The 21,962-nt window shown below is 41.4% G+C and carries 19 protein-coding genes; 10 read left to right on the forward strand and 9 right to left on the reverse strand.

Translation table 11 applies throughout. The features are described from left to right. Positions 1 to 86: 86 nt before the first annotated feature. Complete coding sequence (gene erpA, locus GQS54_RS07485; RefSeq protein WP_007990224.1) at positions 87 to 431, forward strand: iron-sulfur cluster insertion protein ErpA; 345 nt, start codon at positions 87 to 89, stop codon at positions 429 to 431. 276 nt (positions 432 to 707) lie between these two features. After that, entirely contained in the window at positions 708 to 1,604 is an 897-nt protein-coding gene (locus GQS54_RS07490) for an EF-hand domain-containing protein (RefSeq protein WP_166423393.1), read from the forward strand. Positions 1,605 to 1,737: 133 nt separating this feature from the next. On the opposite strand, the gene GQS54_RS07495 is transcribed toward GQS54_RS07490, so the two are convergent. Next, positions 1,738 to 2,271, reverse strand: coding sequence for a DUF2937 family protein (locus GQS54_RS07495; RefSeq protein WP_166423394.1), 534 nt, complete (start codon positions 2,269 to 2,271; stop codon positions 1,738 to 1,740). 116 nt (positions 2,272 to 2,387) lie between these two features. On the opposite strand from GQS54_RS07495, the gene GQS54_RS07500 reads away from it, so the two are divergent. Together GQS54_RS07500 and GQS54_RS07505 are read left to right on the forward strand one after the other, a co-directional pair. Continuing rightward, entirely contained in the window at positions 2,388 to 2,780 is a 393-nt protein-coding gene (locus tag GQS54_RS07500) for a hypothetical protein (protein WP_166423395.1), read from the forward strand. A gap of 133 nt (positions 2,781 to 2,913) precedes the next feature. Further along, entirely contained in the window at positions 2,914 to 3,519 is a 606-nt protein-coding gene (locus GQS54_RS07505) for a DUF2726 domain-containing protein (RefSeq protein WP_158771370.1), read from the forward strand. An 86-nt stretch (positions 3,520 to 3,605) separates the two neighbouring features. Here GQS54_RS07505 and mdh read toward each other — a convergent pair whose 3' ends face one another. Then, positions 3,606 to 4,541 carry a malate dehydrogenase gene (gene mdh / locus GQS54_RS07510; RefSeq protein ID WP_158771371.1) on the reverse strand — a complete coding sequence of 312 codons (936 nt, stop codon included), beginning with the start codon at positions 4,539 to 4,541 and terminating at the stop codon, positions 3,606 to 3,608. Between the two features lie 165 nt (positions 4,542 to 4,706). Between mdh and argR the strand changes: the two genes are divergently transcribed. Beyond that, positions 4,707 to 5,171 carry a transcriptional regulator ArgR gene (argR, locus tag GQS54_RS07515; RefSeq protein WP_007105744.1) on the forward strand — a complete coding sequence of 155 codons (465 nt, stop codon included), beginning with the start codon at positions 4,707 to 4,709 and terminating at the stop codon, positions 5,169 to 5,171. A gap of 79 nt (positions 5,172 to 5,250) precedes the next feature. Here the strand turns inward: argR and GQS54_RS07520 are convergent, their stop codons facing one another. Both GQS54_RS07520 and GQS54_RS07525 read right to left on the reverse strand, forming a co-directional pair. Continuing rightward, positions 5,251 to 6,435, reverse strand: a complete 1,185-nt coding sequence (locus GQS54_RS07520; RefSeq protein ID WP_166423396.1) for an endonuclease/exonuclease/phosphatase family protein — start codon at positions 6,433 to 6,435, stop codon at positions 5,251 to 5,253. Between the two features lie 71 nt (positions 6,436 to 6,506). After that, positions 6,507 to 9,533 carry a TonB-dependent receptor gene (locus GQS54_RS07525; RefSeq protein WP_166423397.1) on the reverse strand — a complete coding sequence of 1,009 codons (3,027 nt, stop codon included), beginning with the start codon at positions 9,531 to 9,533 and terminating at the stop codon, positions 6,507 to 6,509. Positions 9,534 to 9,941: 408 nt separating this feature from the next. On the opposite strand from GQS54_RS07525, the gene GQS54_RS07530 reads away from it, so the two are divergent. From GQS54_RS07530 to GQS54_RS07550, 5 genes are all read left to right on the forward strand, one after another. Further along, complete coding sequence (locus tag GQS54_RS07530; protein ID WP_205967668.1) at positions 9,942 to 10,820, forward strand: PhnD/SsuA/transferrin family substrate-binding protein; 879 nt, start codon at positions 9,942 to 9,944, stop codon at positions 10,818 to 10,820. Continuing rightward, entirely contained in the window at positions 10,810 to 11,745 is a 936-nt protein-coding gene (locus GQS54_RS07535; protein ID WP_166423398.1) for a hypothetical protein, read from the forward strand. The genes GQS54_RS07530 and GQS54_RS07535 overlap by 11 nt, the downstream gene beginning before the upstream one ends. Positions 11,746 to 12,050: 305 nt before the next feature. Next, positions 12,051 to 12,674 carry a uridine kinase gene (gene udk, locus GQS54_RS07540; RefSeq protein ID WP_158771377.1) on the forward strand — a complete coding sequence of 208 codons (624 nt, stop codon included), beginning with the start codon at positions 12,051 to 12,053 and terminating at the stop codon, positions 12,672 to 12,674. Positions 12,675 to 12,721: 47 nt separating this feature from the next. After that, positions 12,722 to 13,930, forward strand: coding sequence for a NupC/NupG family nucleoside CNT transporter (locus tag GQS54_RS07545; protein WP_166423399.1), 1,209 nt, complete (start codon positions 12,722 to 12,724; stop codon positions 13,928 to 13,930). A 94-nt stretch (positions 13,931 to 14,024) separates the two neighbouring features. Then, positions 14,025 to 14,864 (forward strand): isopenicillin N synthase family oxygenase, encoded by an 840-nt coding sequence (locus tag GQS54_RS07550; protein ID WP_166423400.1) that lies wholly within the window; start codon positions 14,025 to 14,027, stop codon positions 14,862 to 14,864. An 83-nt stretch (positions 14,865 to 14,947) separates the two neighbouring features. Here the strand turns inward: GQS54_RS07550 and GQS54_RS23515 are convergent, their stop codons facing one another. The 5 genes from GQS54_RS23515 to GQS54_RS07575 form a co-directional block, all read right to left on the reverse strand. Continuing rightward, positions 14,948 to 16,120, reverse strand: coding sequence for a tetratricopeptide repeat protein (locus tag GQS54_RS23515; protein WP_166423401.1), 1,173 nt, complete (start codon positions 16,118 to 16,120; stop codon positions 14,948 to 14,950). A gap of 120 nt (positions 16,121 to 16,240) precedes the next feature. Beyond that, complete coding sequence (locus GQS54_RS07560) at positions 16,241 to 16,936, reverse strand: exonuclease domain-containing protein (protein WP_166423402.1); 696 nt, start codon at positions 16,934 to 16,936, stop codon at positions 16,241 to 16,243. Between the two features lie 21 nt (positions 16,937 to 16,957). Continuing rightward, on the reverse strand, positions 16,958 to 18,793 hold the full coding sequence (locus GQS54_RS07565; RefSeq protein ID WP_166423403.1) for a DUF294 nucleotidyltransferase-like domain-containing protein: 1,836 nt from the start codon (positions 18,791 to 18,793) through the stop codon (positions 16,958 to 16,960). Positions 18,794 to 18,886: 93 nt separating this feature from the next. Next, positions 18,887 to 20,704 carry an EAL domain-containing protein gene (locus GQS54_RS07570; protein ID WP_240919858.1) on the reverse strand — a complete coding sequence of 606 codons (1,818 nt, stop codon included), beginning with the start codon at positions 20,702 to 20,704 and terminating at the stop codon, positions 18,887 to 18,889. A 70-nt stretch (positions 20,705 to 20,774) separates the two neighbouring features. Next, positions 20,775 to 21,908, reverse strand: coding sequence for an FIST C-terminal domain-containing protein (locus GQS54_RS07575; protein WP_166423405.1), 1,134 nt, complete (start codon positions 21,906 to 21,908; stop codon positions 20,775 to 20,777). Between the last annotated feature and the right edge of the window lie 54 nt (positions 21,909 to 21,962).

A 21,962-nucleotide genomic window follows, 5' to 3' on the forward strand; every position in this document is an offset into this window, starting at 1 on the left:
TGCCAATAATAATTAGCTCGCTTTTGTAGAAATTTAAGATCCGCGCTATCCCCCATTCACTTATTTTGTATATACAGAGGTAATTTATGTCGGTGCAAACAGCAGTCCCTATCGAATTCTCCGACGCCGCCGCACGTAAAGTTAAGGCGTTAGTTGATGAAGAAGAAAATCCAAACTTAAAACTACGTGTTTACGTCACGGGGGGCGGATGTTCAGGCTTTCAATATGGCTTCACATTCGACGAAAAAGTTAATGAAGGTGATACCACCATCGATAAAGATCAAGTTACCCTTGTGGTCGACCCAATGAGCCTACAATACCTTGTTGGCGGCGAAGTGGATTACACCGAAGGCTTAGAAGGCTCACGCTTTTTGGTAAACAATCCCAATGCAACTACAACCTGTGGCTGTGGTGCATCGTTTACGGTGTAAGCGTATATCAAATCCTAAGTGTGAGACTGTTGCAAAATAGTCTCACACGCAATCTGCGTTACTCGCCTTTAGAATTACCAATATCCTCCCCCTGTTGATGAAATTTTTTCACTTGTGTCGCTATTTTTACGCAATTTTTTAATGAAGCTTTTCTTACATTTAAATTAAACCTTTGAAAATTAGGGTTTATTTTGATGGCATGAGTTATGTATTAGTTCACTTGAAAGTAACGTCTCCTAATTGATTTACGGAGAAACACGAACCGAGGAACGAATTATGAAAAAACGTACCCTAGCATCAATTATCGCCAGTTTATTAGCGACATCAGCATTTGCCGCGCAGCAACAGTTCGATGCACCTCAAATGCCTAAACTTACGGACAAGACCTTTGTTGCATTAGATAGCAATCAAGATGGATTCATCTCACAGCAAGAAGCAAAGCAAGATAATATTTGGAATGTCTTTGTCAAAGTAGATGAAGACGCTGATGGTCAAATTAATCCGCGTGAATTTAATACCTATGCAAGCATCTATAGCGAAGCAGACATCGACTTAGCAGACACGGTTGACTCCAATGCAGAAAATGCCTTTGATGAAGTAGAAACCGCCACTGATGAAGCAAACGGCGCAGTCGATAGTGAATTAAGCTCCGCGAAGCAAAATGCTATTTCGGCCAAAGCGCAAAACAGTAACGCCCAACTCAGTATGCAGCTCACTGAGCACGACAGTCATGATGACGTTAACGCGATGACCGATAGCGAAAACCAAATGAAAGATGCCGAATCCAATGTACAAAATGCCTTAGACAATGCCAAAGAAATTAGTCTACAGGGACAGGACGCGATTGAGCATAATATTGACCAAAGTACTGAGGGCTTAAATCAGCAACTTGACGACAGTCAATCAGGGATTACATCGTCGTCAACTACAAAGATTAATGCAGATTTAGAAAACGAAAATCCAGCCTTAAAGCTGCCTGATCAACCAGAACCTATTAAGCAAGCGTTTGGTGACGTAGATGCTGACGAAGATGGTTTCATCACTAAAGATGAAACAAATGACGCAGCAATTGCCGAGCATTTTGACAATGCTGACGTCAATAGTGATGACAAAATCAGTCAACAAGAATACGACACTTTTGTAAAAGGCCAGCACCTTATCGAACGTGATTAAATGCCTCGCTTTGGTGAGTAAAAGAATGAAATATTGAAAGATATGTAAAAAAAGCCGCGCACGTTAATTAACTTGTGCGGCTTTTCATTTGCTTAAGGCACGATTTTTACATCAAGTAGTTAGCGTATTGCAGCTAACGTAAAGGAGTATTTTTCTTGCGGATTGCGTGATAGCAGACTGAGCACGTTTTGGCACTTAGCCCAATCAATGTATCAAAAAGCGCAGCAAACAATAGCGCCAAACAAATCCCCCAACCCAACGCGGCAGGATCTAGCGGGACTGTATAACTGAATTGATTGCTCGTTTCTTGCAAAATTTGTGGATTATAATGCGTCAATAAATAGTAAGTGCGTTTAACAACACCAGCTCTTAGGTTATCCCACTGACTTTGCAAAGATTGTTCGCGCTGAAATATGGCCTCTACGTTTTTTGCATCTTGATTGAACACCCTGTCGGGACTACGTTGGTAGTGCGCAATTAGCTTTTTGAGATCGCCGTCAAAATAACGTTCCGCGGTCTGCTGAAATCCAACTAGGCTCTGCTGAGCTTCGAGTAAATGTGCATCCACTCTTTTTTGGTACTGATCGACAAATGCAGGTATCTGCACACCGCAAAGCAGTCCAATGGCAAAAATGGCTAGCCGAAAATATTCTCTTAATATATTCATAGCTTCTATTACCCGTTATACGCTGAATCGATATTACATACCTAAGATACGCTATCAACGATTGCCTGTCATAAGCGGTAAATTTAATATGGTAAACGTTTAGAGAAGGGCTCAATATGTTTAATACCTTAACACTAACCGCAGTACCCGTATTTTTCTGCCTAACGACTGTTTTATTCAGTAGTGAAACGCTGATAACTAATGACACGCAAAACACAGAAGAAATGCATGCAGATACGTGCCCTACTGTATTCTACCAATTACAGCTTTCGCTTGATGCCAGCGCGTGCCACGTTTTTGCCGGAACACTCCCCGCTTCAATAACGTACCATAGCAATCAATCGCCTAAAGCAGTTGACCTATTCTTACGTCAACAAATAGACACCCCCTTCACGCAAACATTCGATCACAATCGAATTTTGCTGCATTTAGAAGGCAATCGAAAAATCATCGTTATTTCCCCAGATGGTCCAGGTAGCCAAGTAGACATACTGATTAACCCGAGGTGAATTAGTAAGGTCTATAGCCTGATTTGTTCCTTAACATTTAAGCGCAACGTCTGGCACTGTCTTTGCTATATCTCCTGTAGGTAACAACACAGGCAAAAACTGTCAAATATTTGGCGGGCCTATAGGAGCAGGTATGGAATTGGCAATTATCTTAATGATGATATTAATCGTGGTCGCGATTGGTGCAGTAAAATTGAATGAACCAAGTTTAACCTTCCCGTTTAAAAAGAAGACGAACCTTTTTACCCCTGTTGAGCGTAGTTTTCTCGCGCTTATAGATGAGGCGGTGGGTAATCAGTTTCGTATTATGTGCCGGGTGAAACTGTCAGATGTCGTTGCTACACGGGAAAGTGCTAATAAAAAGACCAGCAAAAACGCATACAGTCGTACCAGTGGTCGGCAACTTGATTTCGTGCTGTGTGCAAAAGATGATATGTCACCGGTAATAGCGATTGATCTAGTTCATGCTAATCAAAATGGTAAAGATGGCTACAAGCGTCAACGAGATTGGTTTGTAAGCGGGGCGTTAGATGCTGCGCGTATTCCTCACGTACGTATTAAAGTTCGCTCAGGTTATACCGCAAAAGATATACGTCAGTGCATTGACGCTAAACTCGCTTCGGTACGAATTGCTTCGAGTAATACTCCACTGATTGCAGGCACAGCCGGTCAGGTAAAAGATCCTAATGTGGCCACTCGGCCAACAAAACCATTGGCTCAAAATCCCATGGCTGCATAGTCGCTAACGGCCTATGATATTGATTTGCTGAATAGCGAATATAAAAAAACCAGCTTTCGCTGGTTTTTTTGAATCTTAGGAAAGAATTAGTTTTTAACGAATTCAACACCCAATTTAATATCGCCACGTAGGCCTTCTAACATTGACTCTTTCGCCTTCTGCTCGAAATCACTCAACTCACCGTAGGGTAGAATTTCTTCAACGCCGTTTTTACCCAAACGAACTGGATGTGAGAAGAATTGTGCATCATCGCTGTTAGTTTCAACGTAGGTATACTCAACCACGTTTTCACCGCGCATCGCAGCCACAAGAGATAAACAGAAACGAGCTGCTGCTTGGCCCATAGATAAAGTTGCAGACCCGCCGCCAGCTTTAGCTTCAACTACTTCGGTACCCGCGTTTTGAATGCGAGTCGTTAAGCTTGCTACTTCTTCATCAGTAAACTCAACACCTTCCACTTGTGAAAGTAAAGGTAGAATAGTTGTACCAGAGTGACCACCGATAACAGGAACGTGAACGTTTGCAGGGTTCAAACCACGTAGGTTACCAACAAAAGTCTCAGCACGAATAACGTCAAGGGTTGTAACACCAAATAGCTTATTCTTGTTGTAGACACCCTTAGCTTTCAACGTTTCAGCTGCGATAGCAACCGTGGTGTTAACTGGGTTAGTAATAATACACACACATGCTTCAGGACAATTATCTGCAACACCGTCAACTAGATTTTTAACAATCCCAGCATTGATGTTGAATAAATCAGAGCGATCCATACCAGGTTTACGCGGAACACCAGCAGGAATAAGCACAATGTCACAACCTGTCAATGCTTTAGCTAGGTCGTCTTTACCGAAACCTTCAACTTTAACATCTGTAGGAATGTGACTTAAATCAACTGCAACACCAGGTACGACAGGGGCTACGTCATACAAAGCTAGTTCTGTACCAGCTGGCAATTGAGTCTTTAACAACAATGATAACGCTTGGCCTATACCGCCAGCTGCGCCTAATACCGCTACTTTCATAAATCTCTCCTGTGGAATGCTAATCAATTCGCGAGCGAAACATTAATGCAAGACCCGCGAAAAAACAATTAAATGCTGAGCTGGATTTGTACGAAATTCTATGTGAGGGCAAATTGCTTAACTTCAAGTACTAAGGCAAAATAGCCGCCATAAACAGAGGAATATATGGCTACTAATAAGCAAGAAGAACTCATCAAGGCATTTAAGGATATCTTAAAGGCCGAAAACTTTGGCTCTCAAGGCGATATTGTTGACGCGCTTAAAACGCAAAACTTCGACAATATCAGTCAATCCAAGGTTTCCCGCATGCTCAGCAAATTTGGCGCAGTGCGAACCCGCAACGCTCGTGGCGACATGGTCTACTGCTTGCCGCCTGAACTTGGTATGCCAACGGCTCGCAGCCCTCTTCGTCAATTGGTTTTAGACATAGTGCACAATAATGTCATGATCATTATTCGCACCAGCCCCGGCGCTGCCCAACTTATTGCAAGATTGCTTGACTCATTGAGTCAAAAAGATGGTGTATTAGGCACTATAGCAGGCGACGACACTATTTTTATTGCTCCGTCTGATATCAATCAAATTGAAGAAATTCGCGTGCGCGTTGAAGCTCTTTTCGAAAATGTCTAAAACGAATGACTCCAATATACCTTTCCCTTAAGCATTCGCTTAAGGGAAAGGTAATTAAAATGGCCACAACCGTCGATTATTATTGATGCCCAGCTGCCAACTGTACATCAATCCAGACTAAACGATGATCAGACGACGCCTGGCGGTTTTGAATTAATCGATATTGGGGATCCTGTGGGATAGGCCAAAATACGCCACTGTCAGTCATCTCACCGAGTTTAGTGCTTGGTAACACATAATCAGCACGCATTCGCCAAAAAGCCGTGTGAGTGGCTGCATAAACACTATTCTTAGTGTGTAACGATGCGCCTTTACTGGTGGGTATCATATTGGCGTTAATTGAGTCATGGCTCAGCAATGCTTGAATTCCGTCTTTGTATGCATCTCCTTCTTCTGCTGACGCGTTTAAATCCCCTAAAATAACAAACGCTTCGCTACTTATGCCACCAAACGCCCCTTGATCATCATAAATATAATCAGCTTTAGCTGAGCCCGAGATGTAATCAACCCAAAAGCGAATTTCGTCGTGATTACGTTTCCCGTTGCGGTTTTCTGGCCCATCAAAAACGGGCGGTGTTGGATGGCTAGCCAATACATGAACTACGTTTCCATTGATGCGAATCGGTATGTCCCAATGGGACTTAGACGATAGCCTAAATACCGCTTTAGCCTGAGGCGAATACCAATCTGTGCCATCTTCTGCTTGCACACTATTTAATAGGCTGTTTGGCATATCTTTCCAAAGGAAATGTTGGAATGTCCTCACTTGCTCGCTTTCAATTGGGTATCGGCTTAATAACACCATGCCGTATTGCCCTGGATACAAACCAAAAGCAAAGGTATCACCACCGTTATCTGTGCCACTGCCATTGTGGTTAAGATCAACTCCAGAAGGCACACCTGTATTCACCGGTGCGGAATAAGAATAGGGATAGTTAATTGGTTCGATGCCTTCTTGGGAAACTGCCAAGTAGTTATTAATAAATGCTTTTACTCCTTTAGCTTCACTCTCCGTGTAATCAAATTCATTAAGCAGAATAATATCAGGACGGACTCGCTGAATGATCTCGGCGATATTACGGATCTGCTGATGCTTACCCGAAGCAAGATGTTCAAACAACTCATGTCCCGAGGGCTGTACATTTTTAGGTAAGTAATTACTCGCTTCCATGCTTACATTAAATGTCGCTATTCGTATCGTTTGTGCATGACTCACTACAACCACTCCCATCCAAAATACGATTAACAATAACGCTCTATGCATTTTTTTATTTCCTGTAAACAAATAAAAAAGCCGGCTACAAGAGCCGGCTTCCTATAATAATCATTTAATGATTAGAATCTATAGTTAACACCTATACGCATTTCCCACAAAGATGCGTCACCTTGACGACTTTGAGGTGAAGTATTTCCGATAGTGGCAGTATTGAAAGATACTTCTTCCAAAATTCCCCAGTCATCGTTAATCATGTTAGTGAAATTATCAATGGTGAAGCTAACGGTGGCTGTATGACCATCAGCAAACGCTGGGATCTCTTGTCTAACCGCGATATCCACTTTTGTCCACCAATCACTTTCTTGATCATTACGCTCTGCTCCGATAGGAAGCACGCTGTTGCTATCCAAAAACGGCGTAAACCCAAAAGTACTATTTCCGTCATCTTTAGATAGAGTGAAGCTATATGGACGACCGGATTGCGCCAATGCATACATGTTAAAGCGTGTCTCTAAACCTGCAAAGAGTTCAATTGCATAACTAAAGTCAGCAGTAAAACGATGCTCAATGTTCCAATCTGATAACGAAGATACATCTTCGTTTGGATTAGTAAATGCACGATATTGATAATTGGAGAATGCAACTGAACTCGTCATAGGTTGAACGTCTTCAGCATGGTTATAAGAGTAACCAGTTACCAAACGCATGCCATTATCCCAAGTCTTCTCTAAGGTTCCTGTCAATGAATAAGAGGTAGACACTTCATCAGAATTGGTTAGCTCAAGTGATCCATAGCCATTTCTGTCATAATCAACATAACCTGCGTCGGTCAGTCCAACTTCCTCTATGCCAACATACTTAATCATCGCTTGATCTTGAGTAAACGACACCAATAAATCTGCATTTAAAATATAGTCAGAGTCCGTAACATGGGTTATGCCTGCTGATACTTTCCACTCACTTGGCATTTTAAAATCAGGATCTAAGTTGTTTGACTCGAAATTACCTGCGTTACCGCTGTCCAACAAATCGTCGAGTTCAGACGGAACACCGTAACCTGGGCCAACAGGTGCGCCATCTTCAACATTTACCCACACGACGTCATCATCGAATAAACTACGAGAACCATCATCATAACCAAAATCGCCACCATCTACTTCACCACCAGTTACATTGGTATTCTGGTAATTATTGGTCATCCATACGTTCGGGTTACCACCAGAGAACAAGCCAACACCACCGCGAATTTCAGTACTGTCGCTTAATGTATAATTAAGACCTATACGTGGTTGAAGCAAGCTAATACCGTCTAGGTTTGCCGTATTACTGTAACCATTACCCGCAAGAAAATCTGCATTCTCTACAGGTTTATCAGATGTAGTTATCCAGTCGTAACGTAATCCTGCTATTACCTTTAAATCATCAGTCAGATAAAAATCATCTTGAATATAAGTACTGTGCGATGTGTAACCCCACTCCGCAGCTCGGTCATTAATGTCACCTGAATAGGCATGGCCATACTCAACGTCACTAGCGATACCATTTTCAAAATCTGCAATACTATCAAAAGAAAGTGATGTTTCAGCGTGCTGTACAAAGATGTTATATATCTCTAAATCGTCACTTTCGTAACCGAACGTAAGGCTATGACCGTTATCAAGGTAATAGTTACCACGGAACATCATGCTAAGTGCATCCCAGTTGAGATCATTCACTTGGCGACTATCGTCCGAACCCAAAAAGACGGTCATATCATCTAAATAGAGCTTAACTTCACCAAAATCATTTCCGCCAACACTGCCATCACCCGTTAATGAGTTTTGACGATTATCTAATTCAGTATAAGAGAGACGTACTTCGGTAGAAAATTTATCATTCCAATCAGAATACAATACACCTGAATAAGACGTCAGTTCCGCACCACGTTCGTACAAATGACTAGACAGTTCAAATTCATCCGAATCGCCATCTGATTCAGCAAAGTTGTTACCATCATTCCAGTTATACGTAAAAGAGGCACGATGTTGTTCGTTTATATTCCAATCTAATTTTACTAAAAGCTTTTCATCTTCATTTGCTAGACTTGAAGGAACAGTACCTGGGTCAAACTGATATAAATCATTCGAGATACGGACAATTTCGTCTAATTGAGTTTGCGTAAGAGCGACTTCATTGACTGCGCCTGAACCAACAACCCCGCGATCAAACAGGTTTGCACCTTCTAGTTTTTCATATGCTGCAAAGATGAATAATTTATCTTTAATTAACGGAGCGCCAACGCTGAAACCATAACGTTTTTCTGTATAGTCACCGATATTTACGTCATCTCCCTCTAGCGAGTCACCTCTAAGGTCATTGCTGCCGTAGTCGTAGAATGCAGAACCGTGGACTTCATTAGTACCTGTTTTACTTACAGCACTGATATTACACGCAGAGAAGCCACCATAAATGACGTCAAATGGAGCGATTTCTACTGCAACCCCTTCAATAGCGTCAAAAGAGAAAGGCATTCTTTCTGTTGGATAACCATTAGAGTTAAGACCAAACAAATCATTCATACGCACACCGTCAACAGTCAAACTGTTAAAACGAGGGCTTTTACCTACACACTGAATGCCACCACTTCCACCTTCATCAACGTAGATGCGAGGATCAATCCTTACAATATCAGTCAGGTCACGGTTAATAGCGGGGGCATTTTCTAACGTTGCTAAATCAAAGTTAGCGCCGGGTCCAATTTTACCAAAAGACAAGCTGCTAATTTGTGATGCAGAAACCGCAATTCGTTCAATATTTTCTTCAGCGGTCAACACACGGTTAATCGGCGCTGTTTCACCCAAACTAAGGTAAACATCTTCTATCGTTTGATCTGCAAAGGTATTTGAATCAAGTTCGATAGTATAAGGACCACCGACACGTAAACCATTTAAGTTAAAAGTACCTGCAGAATTAACTGTAGCCGTTTTGACCGCACCAGTAGGTACGTGAGTTACCTTAACAACAGTGCCCGCGGCTGGGTTACCATTTGGACCAACGATTTGCCCAGTCATACCTGAAGAAGTAGTTTGCGCAATAGCAACAGAAGACATGCCGATTGACATGGCGACCGCTACAGCGATGCTGGTGAGCTTAGTTTTTCTTAGCATTGTGTGTTTCCTAATTATTGTGAATAGTAAATCGTGTTAATTTTATGCCGCTATTATTTTGTTTTTATATTGCATTTATATTACTGCACTGACTAATAACCGAACAATCTGACTAAATGGTCAAATTTTCCCTGCCCGCTTCAAAATCTTATCTATTAACGACCACTATTATTTTTTATTTGCCGTGGCCTGAAACGATTTGTCACAAACTTCGACTTAGTTAGTGTGAACAATCTTCGCAAAGTAAAAACCCCTTAATAGCATTCATAACTTCTTATTAGTAATCTATAAAAATCAATAAGTTGCACTACTTAAGTAAACTTACCTATTGCATTAAGTAAGACTAACTGGTCAAATCAGTTCAATAAGTAAAAACACCTTACTTGAGTATAGATTAACATTTTGTCGATGAGCTCCATAACCTTACCTATTTTATCGGGATTTTTCATTCTTGCCAGCTGGTATGCAGGTGTTTTTTCAAGTGCGATAAAAAGTGAAGATTTATCCAATTTAATTTCTGAATCGATCACTTGCCAAACAAAATCGGTAAAAAATAGTGACTCATTTGTTGTTTTTATAACCGATCAAGGTATGGCGAGCAAACTTCTTTCTGCTTTGTGTAGCAATCAAACCATTAATCGTCAATACGGTGAGGTCTCAATTCAGTGGAGTCATAATGAACAAGAGATCATTCAATATGTCGGCAAAGGTATCGCTGATCTTGCATTAGTTAAAGAGAATGTAATGCTGGCTTTTGCTGTAGAAACGACTTATCGCTATCAAACGATCGCCCAGTACCAAGACTATTCTACTTATCTTATTTCCCTAAAAGAAAAACCGGAACTGACTAAACAATATTTATGGGGCAAACGCTTAGGTTTATTAGATTACCCCAGCAGTCGATCGGGTCATATTGTACCCAAAGGGTTATTGAATGACTTGGGCATATCAGAAACAAGCATGGAGATAGTATACGTAAACTCCCATGAAACCCTGCGCGATCTTTTAGCTGCTGGTCACGTTGATATCATTTCGTCCTTTTGGAAAGAAGAAGATGAGCAGCGATTCTCTGCGAACTACATCACGCCGATCAAAACGAAAGTAAGTGGTAGTAAATGGTATTTAAAAATGGAAACGCGCAATACTGATTTGATATGCGAAATTCAAAATACCTTGTTAAGGTTATCTACTGAAACCCAATCAGATTACTACAGTCAACTTCAGCTTATCCCGAACCACTGCCAACCGCCTTTAGATGCAAAGGAGCAGCAATTAGATGAAGAATAAGCTAATTTACGCAGCCGTAATTTTAACAACATGGCTGGTATTTCAAATTGCATTTGTGGTGGGAGTACATTTTCAAGCAACGACAAACCAAACACAGTTTTTAGCCAGTATCGAAAAACGCATCGCTATTGATTTACCAAAACTGCGTTTAGCCAATCCTAAATTTAAGACGGTTGCAGATGCCCGATCTGTAAGCTCCTATTTGGGCCAATTAAACAGCGTTCTAGAGCAGCAAACGTCCCCAATTTATGTCACCAGTATTCAAGGGATTATAGCGCCTGATGTAAAGCAAGACGTTGAGCAATGGCAAGCTTATCTTCAAACTAGTGATCAAAAGATAGTCATTCAATATGCGAAAAAACCATTAATGCTATTAGATTACATCAGTGTTATCCCAATCTTATTGGCAATTATTGTTAGCCTGTTATTTATAAGAAAATTGCGATCTACCCGTCACAAGTCAGTCGTTGGGCAAGAAGAGCAAGAGACTGCTCACCAACATCAGCTGATTATCGATTTAAAAAACAAAACCCTGAGCTATATCGACAGCACCACGAGCGTTATATTACCGAATAAGCCATTTTGTTTTTATGCGGCACTGGTCGACTTTTGTATACATGATAAAAGCGCTAATTTAAGTAATAGCAGTGATGTGCCAGACGAACTTGCACAAACCGCGAATAAATACTTTTATCGCTTAATTGATTTGGGCCATACCAAGCGTAAAAGACCAGACTTCACCGCCAATTTAGATAAAACCCTCAGTGAAATACGTTCCGCTTTAGACGATTTATTCGTCGACCATCAAGATGAAAAAGACCAATTCTACCCGCCAAAAGCGCAAGGGGAAGGCTCTAGGTCTAAGTTACATAATTACGCACTAGCCAATTTAGCAGATGATAAAGTTGTTTTCATCGGCAAATAACGCATACCCATCGACACTTAATTTTTAATGTTTTGTGTTATGTCGCATCTCATAGCCTCATTCAGAATGCTATGGCTCAGCGTGGTTTCTGTTGGTTGTATATATGCAATGAGTAAAAAAACAAAACTTGACCAAATGGTCAATAAACCGTAACGTTGTTGCGTTAATGTTAACCAGAGGGGCTAACATTGGGTAGATTTACCAGTTGTCACAAAAATAGCGCTATAAATTTATCGTGAAAACTGACTTTTTCACCGTTCGCTGGTATCTTTCAAGCAATCTCATATCTATCATTTCGGAGTAGTATGTCTGCCCCCCTCGTTATCGCTATCTCCGGTGCTTCTGGCTCGGGTAAATCTTTGTTTACTGAAAATTTATTAAAAGAATTTTCGGAAGACGGGAAACATGTTCGAATTTTACGTGAAGATCATTATTACCGTGCGCAAGATCATCTTCCCATGGAAGAGCGTGAAAAGAATAATTACGACCATCCCAAAGCGTTTGAACATGAATTACTGGTTGAGCACTTACAAGCACTTAGGAACTGGCAGTCGGTTGAATACCCTCACTACTGCTATAAAACGCATACACGCTTGGCTCAAACTGAAAAACTAATGTCAGCACCGGTTATCATAATTGAAGGTATTATGTTGTTAGCAAATCAAGATTTGCAGCCCTTATTCGACATCAAAATCTTTGTGGATACCCCGTTAGACATTTGCTTATTGCGTCGCATGAAACGTGACATTGCTGAACGAGGTCGTACATTGGATTCTGTTGCCAAGCAATATGAATCAACGGTTAAACCTATGTACCATCAGTTTATTGCACCAAGTCGTTTTACTGCTGATGTAATAGTTACCCAAGGTGGCAAGAACCGTATTGCATTGGATGTTATTAAATCTCATATTCAGCAGACGTTACTTTAGCCCGAAACCATTAACGACAATATAATAACAATAATTAAGGAGTTAGGATGGTCAGCTTGATTGGCATCGCTGTTCTGTTCATTCTTGCGATACTGCTATCTGCACATCGCAAGTCGATAAACTGGCGTACTGTGGGCGGTGCATTTGCTATTCAAGCCATAATTGGCGCATTAGTGCTGTACTTCCCTCCAGGGAAAGAGTTTTTGCTAGGTCTGACCGTCTACGTTAAAAATATTATTGAATACAGTCAGCAAGGTATTGATTTCATTTTTGGTCAGCTTGGTAATAAGTCACTTGGCTTTATATTTGCCTTTAATGTTTTGCCCGTGATTGTATTTTTCTCTTCGTTAATCACTGTTCTTTATCATTTGGGTATCATGTCTTGGATTATTCGCTTAATAGGCGGATTTTTACAGATCGCATTGAAAACCAGCCGCCCTGAGTCCATGTCTGCTGCGGCTAATATATTTGTTGGCCAAACTGAAGCCCCACTAGTCGTAAAGCCGTTTATTCCACATATGACGCGCTCTGAACTGTTCGCCATTATGGTTGGTGGTTTAGCGTCTATTGCTGGCTCTGTTATGGCTGGATACGCCGGAATGGGCGTCGAGATTAAGTATTTGTTAGCCGCTAGCTTTATGGCTGCTCCAGGTGGTTTGTTAATGGCAAAAATCATTATGCCTGAGACACAGGAAGTAAAGAATGAACTGGCTGAAGTCGATAACGAAGAAGATAAATACGCAAATATTTTTGATGCAGCGGCCAGCGGTGCGGCTTCAGGTATGCACCTTGCGTTAAATGTAGGCGCCATGTTGCTTGCCTTTATCGCACTTATCGCTTTACTAAACGGCTTAATTGGCTGGGCAGGTGGCCTTGTTGGTGTTGAAAACTTAAGTTTCGAAATGATCCTTGGCTACGTTTTTCAGCCGCTAGCATGGACATTGGGAGTGCCTTGGGATGAAGCAAATCTGGCAGGAAGCTTTATCGGGCAGAAAATGGTCGTCAATGAATTTGTTGCCTATGTGGATTTTCTAAAGTACCAAGCAGATTTATCACCCGCGACCCAAGCTATCGTTATATTTTCACTTTGTGGTTTTGCTAATTTTTCATCGATTGCGATACTTATGGGTGGTATTGGCGCCTTGGCTCCAACTAGACGTAAAGAAATTGCTCAACTTGGCTTAAAAGCGGTACTTGCCGCCACGTTAGCGAATCTAATGAGTGCAGCATTAGCGGGCTTATATTTAAGCCTCTAAACGCATGCTGCGGCACCAGAAAAGTAAATAATAAAGGAATGAATGCCAAGGTAGGCAATCCATTCACACTACATGACAGACAGGAAAGAATATTATGCAATTGCTCGCAGTTGACTATCTAGCGCCAGACGCGGACAAACAGTTCGTTGAATCGCTGCGCCAAACGGGTTTTGGTGTCCTTAAAAACCATCCTATTGAACAGTCTTCTGTTACCAGTATTTATCAGAACTGGCAGGCTTTTTTCAATAGCGATGAGAAGCTTCATTATGCGTTCGATAATAAAAGTCACGATGGATTCTTTTCAACAAAAGTGTCTGAAACAGCCAAGGGCTTTAAAAAGAAAGATATTAAAGAGTATTTTCATTATTACCCTTGGGGTAAGTGCCCGCCCAATTTAAAGCAAGAATTACAAGCTTATTATCAGGCTGCAAATAGTCTTGCGTCCGAGTTACTTGGCTGGGTTGAGAAGTATTCTCCTGCTGAAGTAGCCGCGCTTTATAGTGAGCCACTTTCTGGTATGGCAACCGATAGTGACCAAACCCTTTTACGCATATTACACTACCCGCCTATTACCGGTAATGAAGAACCCGACGCTATTCGCGCCGCAGCACATGAAGACATTAACTTATTGACCATTTTGCCATCGTCAAATGAGCCCGGTCTGCAAGTTAAAGGTACGGGCGATGAATGGATAGATGTGCCTTGCGACTTTGGTACCTTAATTGTCAATATTGGGGATATGCTGCAAGAGGCATCTGGGGGATATTTTCCATCAACATCTCACCGAGTTGTTAACCCTAAAGGTGCTGATCAATCTAAATCTCGGATATCGTTACCGCTATTTTTGCACCCTCGCCCTGAGGTTGTGTTATCAGCACGCCATACCGCAAAGACCTATTTAGCTGAACGTTTACGAGAGCTTGGTGTAGCGTAAAGCGCCAATTACCCATCAAAAGAACCAACCTCACCGATACCAAAATTGTTGAGGTTGGTCCTTATCAGGCACTAAGTAACTATTTAAGAACGCGTCAAAAGGTCTAGCTTGCCTTGATACAGCTCTTTTTCTTGTAAGTTTTTAGTCTTACGCTTCGCTTTCTTTAAATATCTCTCCGTTTCAACCACCTCACCAAGCGCATGGTATGTTTTTGCCAATGCATAAAATATTTCATGACGACTATTATCGATTGCCAGCGCTCGATTAAAATGCATTAAAGCCTGTTGCAGTTTGCCGTGATCGAAATCCCTTCTTCCTAGGTCCAAATGATAATAGGGGTTACGTAAACGTTTACTTTGCACTCGGGCAAGAATCGCTGCGGATTGTTCCGGCTTGCCCGAATGTGCATACAAGTAAGCTAAATTTTCCCATGCGGTTAAATTATCAGGAGATGAAGATAGCGCATACAGATAAACATTCTCCGATAATTCATATAACTTAGACACGCGATACAAAAATCCTAAATTAACTAAAGCGGAGTCAAAATTTGGCTCAACTTTTAGGGCTGCTGCAAAATAAGCATACGCACGGTCACGATCATTACTGAGCAGTGCATCAGCCCCCTTATTGTTATAGAACATGGCGATAACTTGTTTTTTACTCAATTCGGTTTTTATGAAATGATCTTTTGCAGTTTGCGGGTTAAAGTCTATTTGATAACCCTTGTTATACACATAAAATGAATTGCTGCCGCGCTCTCTTGGGACTATTTGTAAATTGATATGCCCGTTTAGTAAGCTTACCCCGTCGCGTCGCGTCCAATACTCTGGCACTTTAACGTCTTGGAAGCGCGCACCTAAACCAGCCTCTGTAGCTAACGCATAAGTCATAATCGATAAAGATAAACAGTTCGCTGCTTGGTTATGAAAGGTTTCATTGGCCGTGGTATTCGCATCACCGCGATAAAGTAAGTCAAAGTCTAAGCGTTCAAATATACTTTTGGCTAAGATCTCCGTTCGTTCTATTGGATCTTTAATGCGACCAACTGTTTTTTGCACGTAGGCCCTGGCTTCTTTGTCTAATCGAAATATGTCTTTTTCAGATTCAATTCTAATGTCACTTGCACCAGGAAATGCGTCATCTTGGAAAATGGGCCCTGATGCAAGTTTAATAGATGGGGCACTTTGGCAAGCGGTTAAACTTAGAGTAAGTAATAAAACCACCCAAAATGTATCTTGCTTGGTAAAATATTTCACAATACCTCTCCTCTTTGCTTCTCCTTAAATTTAGTTAAAGAAAGGAGTTTTTACTATAGCGTAGAGGTGCATTTTGCAACATTTTTGCAACATTGCGCAAACTATTTTGTTACATAAGGTTTACGGCGTCTTTTTTCGATCTTGAATAGGTTGTGGCGTAAATACTTCAACAGCATCTGTTATCAACAAGCTCTTAAGAGTATCACTGGTTTTGGGGGAAAACTTCTGCAACTGAGCGTAAAGTAGCTCCATGGTCGCCATGGCATCGTCCAATGCATTATGCCCAGCGACTGCGGGTAAATTGTAGCGCGCTCGACATACTGGTAGCACGACAGCGTTAGGGGGAGGTGGCCGTAAGTTTTTCGTTAATTGATATAAGCCAAAGCGCAGAGTATCCACTGTAACTACTGTGGGTAGGGCGATATTTAGCTTCCTAAAAACACCGTTCAAAACGGTCATATCTAAAGCGGTGCAATGAAATACCCAAATATGACTACTCGCGTATTGTTTAAGTTTTTCAAGCGAAATACGCAGCGGCTGCCCTTGCGCAATATCTTGTGCTGTTAATCCATGTATTACAGGACTTTGATTTAACGATCCCGTTGTTGATATCACTTGGTAAAAACAACTTTCCATAAATATTTGCTTACCCTTGCCTTCCACCCAACCAATTGACAATATTTTAGTATCCTTTAAGTTAAGTGATGTAAGCTCTAAATCAATACACAAAAAAGGTATTTCAGCTAATGGCATTGTAAGCCACTCATCAGGCACTTGCGGTCGGGGTGCTAGCCACTGTTTCAGTTTTTCCCACATCAAATTTCCCCTTTACTTTACCTAACCCAACCCACCGGCAAACTTGAAGACAGCGGCTTGTTGAGTGCGACGGATGACTCGCATAGCTTCTTTTAATTGGTATTTTTCAATAGATGATAAATCACTGATCGAAACGTAATTATCGGTCACCTTGTTCTCAATTTGATGACGCCAGCGAAGCCGATTAAGTAATAACCAGATATCCCGCAGATTCTTAACGTCTTTTGTAGATAAGCCAGAATGCGATAATAACCCGTCTAGTCGGTGGGGAATCGATGGCATCGTTAAGCCATTCGCTAAAGAATAAATACGTACCAAATTATTAATTATCGCCACACCACTGTGCTTTAAATCGATACAATCTTTTTTTGCCAGTCCTTTTTTGTATACAAATTTTTGAAACATAGATAGTGGCACGTGTCCTTCGCTAGCGTGGCGAGTTAGTGCAGCAATAAACCTCGATTGCTTTAATAAATCTTTACGCCCTTCATGTAACCGGCTAAGTAAGGAGCGATCGCCTGCAACTCCTCGCACATCAAGAAATATATTACAGTTCAAAATGGCTTGCGGACTTGGCTCTCGGACCCAAACCTGCGCTTGTTTAATCGCTTGATCAACCGATAAACGCAATTCAGGATTACTGGCCATGATATTACCTGTACATAGCTGGATACCGCATTTATCTAACCCTCTACATACATACTCAGCCATATCTGCAAAATACTTACCCTGCTCTGGCGTTGGTTCATGAGAGAGTAATAACCCGTTGTCTTGATCAGAGCCCATCGTTTGATCTTCTCGTGCCTGAGAACCATACACCAGCCAACAATATTCCAGTGGGGCTTCACCATGCTGTTGTTGAAAAAAACTAATTAATCTTCGGGTCATTATATCCGTAGCCTGAGACAAGACCTTACCTGCAATATCAAAATCACCTAGGCGTTTAGCATGTTTCGAGAAATAATGGGGTAACTGCCACGATAGCCGCGACAGTTCATAAAGCGATGATGCTTTGGTAAGTTCGTTAATAACGAACAATACATTCCCGCGCTGATGGCGGATCATATCGCTGGCCGTTAGCATGCCAATTGGAGCGCCGGTATTTTTGTCCACTACCGGCAGATGATGAACATTATGCTCGGTCATTACGCACAAGGCATCGAACAAGGTACGTTGTTCATTTACCTTAACCGGATCACGGGTCATAATTTCACTAACAGCAAGGTTTACGTCCGTTTGCTGAGCGACTACGCGGTTACGTATATCTCGGTCAGTTAATATACCTACCAAAGTTTGATTATCAGTGATGACAAGGGATGAAACGCTGCTTCGCGACATTTTTTGCACCCCTTGCAGAATGCTACTGTGAATATCTTCGCCTATGACACTACCTGAAATAACTTCTTTGATCGGCTTATAAAGCCACATAGATTTTGAATCATCGACTTGTTCACTGTAAATTTGCTCGGATGTATAGTTACGGAAGAAAGTCTCAATACTGGGATGTTTTAGCGCACATTGAGTAAAACTTTTTTTAGGAATGCAATACACCAATCCAGGACTGTCTACCTTGATCTTGATTGTATTAGGCTGCTTCTGCCATAAATTATCGCAGCCAAAATAATCCCCGTCACTGACATGACGCTCAGCGTCTGCTGAATCTTGCACCGAATACTGGCCGTTATAGATAAGAAACAAGCTGCCTTGCTGCTGCTTTAAAAGACTTTCTACATCATCTTGACTGAAATAGGCGACCGTAATGGATTGAGCCAGCGCATGCCTTTGTTCTTCGTTAAGTAAATTAAATGGCGCTGACTCGCGCAAAAATTCTAGCGTGTGTTGTGGGATATGGTTCATATGATTTCTCTATCAATCAGCCTTGCTCAACGCAGAGTAAAAGCATACCTCAAACGAGCTAAAAATTCGGTACAAATTGGCTTTTGTCTGTATTTAATCAAGCCCGTTTAATAGCTTAGTAAACGCTTCTTCAGGTTGAGGTTTGAAGAAATAAAATCCTTGAATAGCGACGACACTTTTATCGCTAAAATACGCTCTCTCTTGGGCAGTTTCCAAGCCTTCAATGACACACTCCAAAGAAAAGTGCTTAGAGATATAAATGATAGCTTCAACGATCACTTGGTTATCAGTATTTTTATGAATTTGAGAGACAAAGCTCCGGTCAATTTTTACGGATTTAAGGGGTAATTGGTGAAGGTAAGATAAAGAAGAGTAACCGCTACCAAAATCATCCAACATAAAGTACAAATCGTGTTTGGCTAGCGCTTTCATTATACTAATAGCACTGGTGATATTCTCCATAGCAACGCCTTCCGTTATCTCAAGACGCAAGTATGCATGTGGAATATTGAATTCGTCTATTAATGTTAGCAACTGGGCGACAAAATGAGGCTGGCTAAACTGGCGCGGACTAATATTGACGCTGATATAACGTAACTTCCCATGCTCGAACCAAGTTAAATTCTGCGCGATTAATTCGCATGTATGCCTTAAAACCCACATGCCTATATCTACAATAAGCCCTGATTCTTCAGCCACCGGAATAAAATCCTGAGGGCCTACCCAACCTAGCTTTGCATCGTGCCAACGCAGCAGTGCTTCAGCAGCTGTTATTTTCCCGTCTAGGTTGACCATTGGTTGAAAATATAATTCGAAGGATTGCTCTCGCAAGGCCAGGTGCAAACGTTGTTCTACCTCGGAACGAAAAGCTGACATAACTTGTAATTCATGGCGATAAAACATGTATCCATTGCGACTCGTATGCTTAATTTTATACATAGCCACATCGGCATTTTTAATAAGGCTCTTAGCCTGTTCACTAATCGTTTTATGGGCACTCAGCTCAGGAGAAGGGAATAAAGCAATACCGATACTAAAACTGGTATAAACAGAACAGTTAGATAGCTCAACACTTTCACGCGTAATACCCAACATTTTTTCTGCGACTTTAGTTGATTTTGCCACTGCACTTTGTTCGTCAGTGCCTATATTATTCAGCAGCAGGATAAATTCATCACCACCGACACGCGAGAGCGTATCGTCACGACGAATACAATTTCTTAATTTACTGGTAATGTTTATCAGTAGCTCATCACCAACAGAATGACCTAAGGTATCGTTTATTAACTTAAAGCGATCCAAATCAATAAAAAACACCGCCCCGTATTGCCCCTTCTGTTGAGCATTACTGAGTAAACTCTGCAAATTAATGTTTAACATTTTACGGTTAGGCAATCCCGTCAAAACATCTTGATAAGTTTGTCGTCTGAGTTGTTCTTCAATAGCCTTGCGGTTTTTGATTTCATCAACCAGATTTTGATGTTCCAGACAGGCTTGACAACTCACCGCTAATCTTACAAAAAGAGGCAACAAAGCATGCAGTACCATATTGTCTATTGGGTGTAATTTACGTTCAAAACTAATTGCGCCGAATTTCGGCACCTTAAATAGATAGAAGTAACCGTCATTTTTTTGCAGGCATTGATGAGCGATATCTAATTTACTAAATTGAAAAATTTGTTCGACCAGCCAATCACTCCCATCATCGGGTTTATGGGCATAAGGATAACAAAGTAGATTACTGTCCTTGTCTTCTCTGGGGGCTTGTTTGAACACTAGCGCACTGCGTAAACTCAACCGCTTTTTCGCTCTCTCGAGAAAAAGCTGCAGCATTTTGTCTAAATCCAAGTCCAAACCGATACTCATAGCCAGTTCATGCTGAATAGAAATAATCTGTAAGGTACGGCTCATTTCATTCATCTACAAAAACCGACAGGTAAATCAATATAAACGCATATGTAGATGTCATTTATCATTATGCCTATTCACTCTGCGCTCGGGCCAGAGCGGTAACGGCTGTTTTATTGTGCAAACTTAAAATACCATTTTCATCCAGCGCTATCTCACCCAATACCAAGGCGCCTACCGTCCGATAGGGTTTACTTAGCTCCGCATGAATTTGATTCAGTTCGATGGAAAATTCATCTTGCAAAAACAATTGCCGACTAACGCAGTCGAACAATATGCAGTCACTCACACTGCCCGAAGTAGCTAGGTTCGAAATTGTGCTTCTTACAGCTCCCGATGCCGCAGATATTAGCTTTTCAGCATCCCCCTGCATAATGTAAAGCATAGTATTATCCGGTATATCACCGGCACAAATAAGTCCTTGCCCTTCAACTTTAATCGGGTCGCGAATAAGAACGCTGTCATCTAATCTAGCCAACCCAAAGGGAAATGTTTTAGCTATATCAAAAAAATCATGCTTATCAAAACGCAGCGCGGTATGTTCTTCTACCACCCGCTGATAAAGTGTAACGGCGGGCTCAAAGTTTAGCTCTAAAATACAGTTATCGTCAGTATTGTTGGCCAAATAAGGCCCAGCTAAAATTTCCCAGCCGTGACCCACCGCTAAATCCCACTCAGTCGACATTTCGACTAATAGCATTGCATCTTGATGCATGCCAGCAGAGCTAAAAAGGCAGGGCTGAGGAACAAACGCTAACGTGCCAGCACCGCCACCAAAAACACAACAATCATCAGGTAACGAGCGCAATATTTGCTGTAAGTAGGCATCGACCTGGCGGGATAATGCATCCACCATAACAATTACCGATTTCACATTCGAAGAGGTCAGTTCTATATTCGGGTTTTGAGGTGATTCGGTTGAAATATTTTCAATGACTGAAACATTAATGCTATTCGCCATTCCAGCGACTAATATGCCCGTTGGTTCGAATGTCGAGTCTAAAATAAGCCCTGGTACTATGGCGCCAAATATCGGTATCCTTAAGTCCTCAAGCCAATTATCAAATTCTGTTCCCCAGTTAGCGGCTTCACCTGTACTCAGAATCATAAGTCCCTTGGGATTACTAGACATCACCTCGTTAACGCTGTTCGCTAACGCTTGAACAGTCACATCCGAATTAAATTGCACATGAGTAAATACAGCCATCAATATCCCTATCATTTAATGCATTGTTAAATGTTTGATACGCAGACAATAATA

This window comes from Paraglaciecola sp. 20A4, assembly GCF_011378905.1.
GTDB lineage: Bacteria > Pseudomonadota > Gammaproteobacteria > Enterobacterales > Alteromonadaceae > Paraglaciecola.

Coding starts and splice junctions, on each gene's coding strand:
- erpA (WP_007990224.1), top strand. CDS start 87: ATGTCGGTGCAAACAGCAGTCCCTATCGAATTCTCCGACGCCGCCGCA.
- GQS54_RS07490 (WP_166423393.1), top strand. CDS start 708: ATGAAAAAACGTACCCTAGCATCAATTATCGCCAGTTTATTAGCGACA.
- GQS54_RS07495 (WP_166423394.1), bottom strand. CDS start 2,271: ATGAATATATTAAGAGAATATTTTCGGCTAGCCATTTTTGCCATTGGA.
- GQS54_RS07500 (WP_166423395.1), top strand. CDS start 2,388: ATGTTTAATACCTTAACACTAACCGCAGTACCCGTATTTTTCTGCCTA.
- GQS54_RS07505 (WP_158771370.1), top strand. CDS start 2,914: ATGGAATTGGCAATTATCTTAATGATGATATTAATCGTGGTCGCGATT.
- mdh (WP_158771371.1), bottom strand. CDS start 4,541: ATGAAAGTAGCGGTATTAGGCGCAGCTGGCGGTATAGGCCAAGCGTTA.
- argR (WP_007105744.1), top strand. CDS start 4,707: ATGGCTACTAATAAGCAAGAAGAACTCATCAAGGCATTTAAGGATATC.
- GQS54_RS07520 (WP_166423396.1), bottom strand. CDS start 6,435: ATGCATAGAGCGTTATTGTTAATCGTATTTTGGATGGGAGTGGTTGTA.
- GQS54_RS07525 (WP_166423397.1), bottom strand. CDS start 9,533: ATGCTAAGAAAAACTAAGCTCACCAGCATCGCTGTAGCGGTCGCCATG.
- GQS54_RS07530 (WP_205967668.1), top strand. CDS start 9,942: ATGAGCTCCATAACCTTACCTATTTTATCGGGATTTTTCATTCTTGCC.
- GQS54_RS07535 (WP_166423398.1), top strand. CDS start 10,810: ATGAAGAATAAGCTAATTTACGCAGCCGTAATTTTAACAACATGGCTG.
- udk (WP_158771377.1), top strand. CDS start 12,051: ATGTCTGCCCCCCTCGTTATCGCTATCTCCGGTGCTTCTGGCTCGGGT.
- GQS54_RS07545 (WP_166423399.1), top strand. CDS start 12,722: ATGGTCAGCTTGATTGGCATCGCTGTTCTGTTCATTCTTGCGATACTG.
- GQS54_RS07550 (WP_166423400.1), top strand. CDS start 14,025: ATGCAATTGCTCGCAGTTGACTATCTAGCGCCAGACGCGGACAAACAG.
- GQS54_RS07560 (WP_166423402.1), bottom strand. CDS start 16,936: ATGTGGGAAAAACTGAAACAGTGGCTAGCACCCCGACCGCAAGTGCCT.
- GQS54_RS07565 (WP_166423403.1), bottom strand. CDS start 18,793: ATGAACCATATCCCACAACACACGCTAGAATTTTTGCGCGAGTCAGCG.
- GQS54_RS07570 (WP_240919858.1), bottom strand. CDS start 20,704: ATGAGCCGTACCTTACAGATTATTTCTATTCAGCATGAACTGGCTATG.
- GQS54_RS07575 (WP_166423405.1), bottom strand. CDS start 21,908: ATGGCTGTATTTACTCATGTGCAATTTAATTCGGATGTGACTGTTCAA.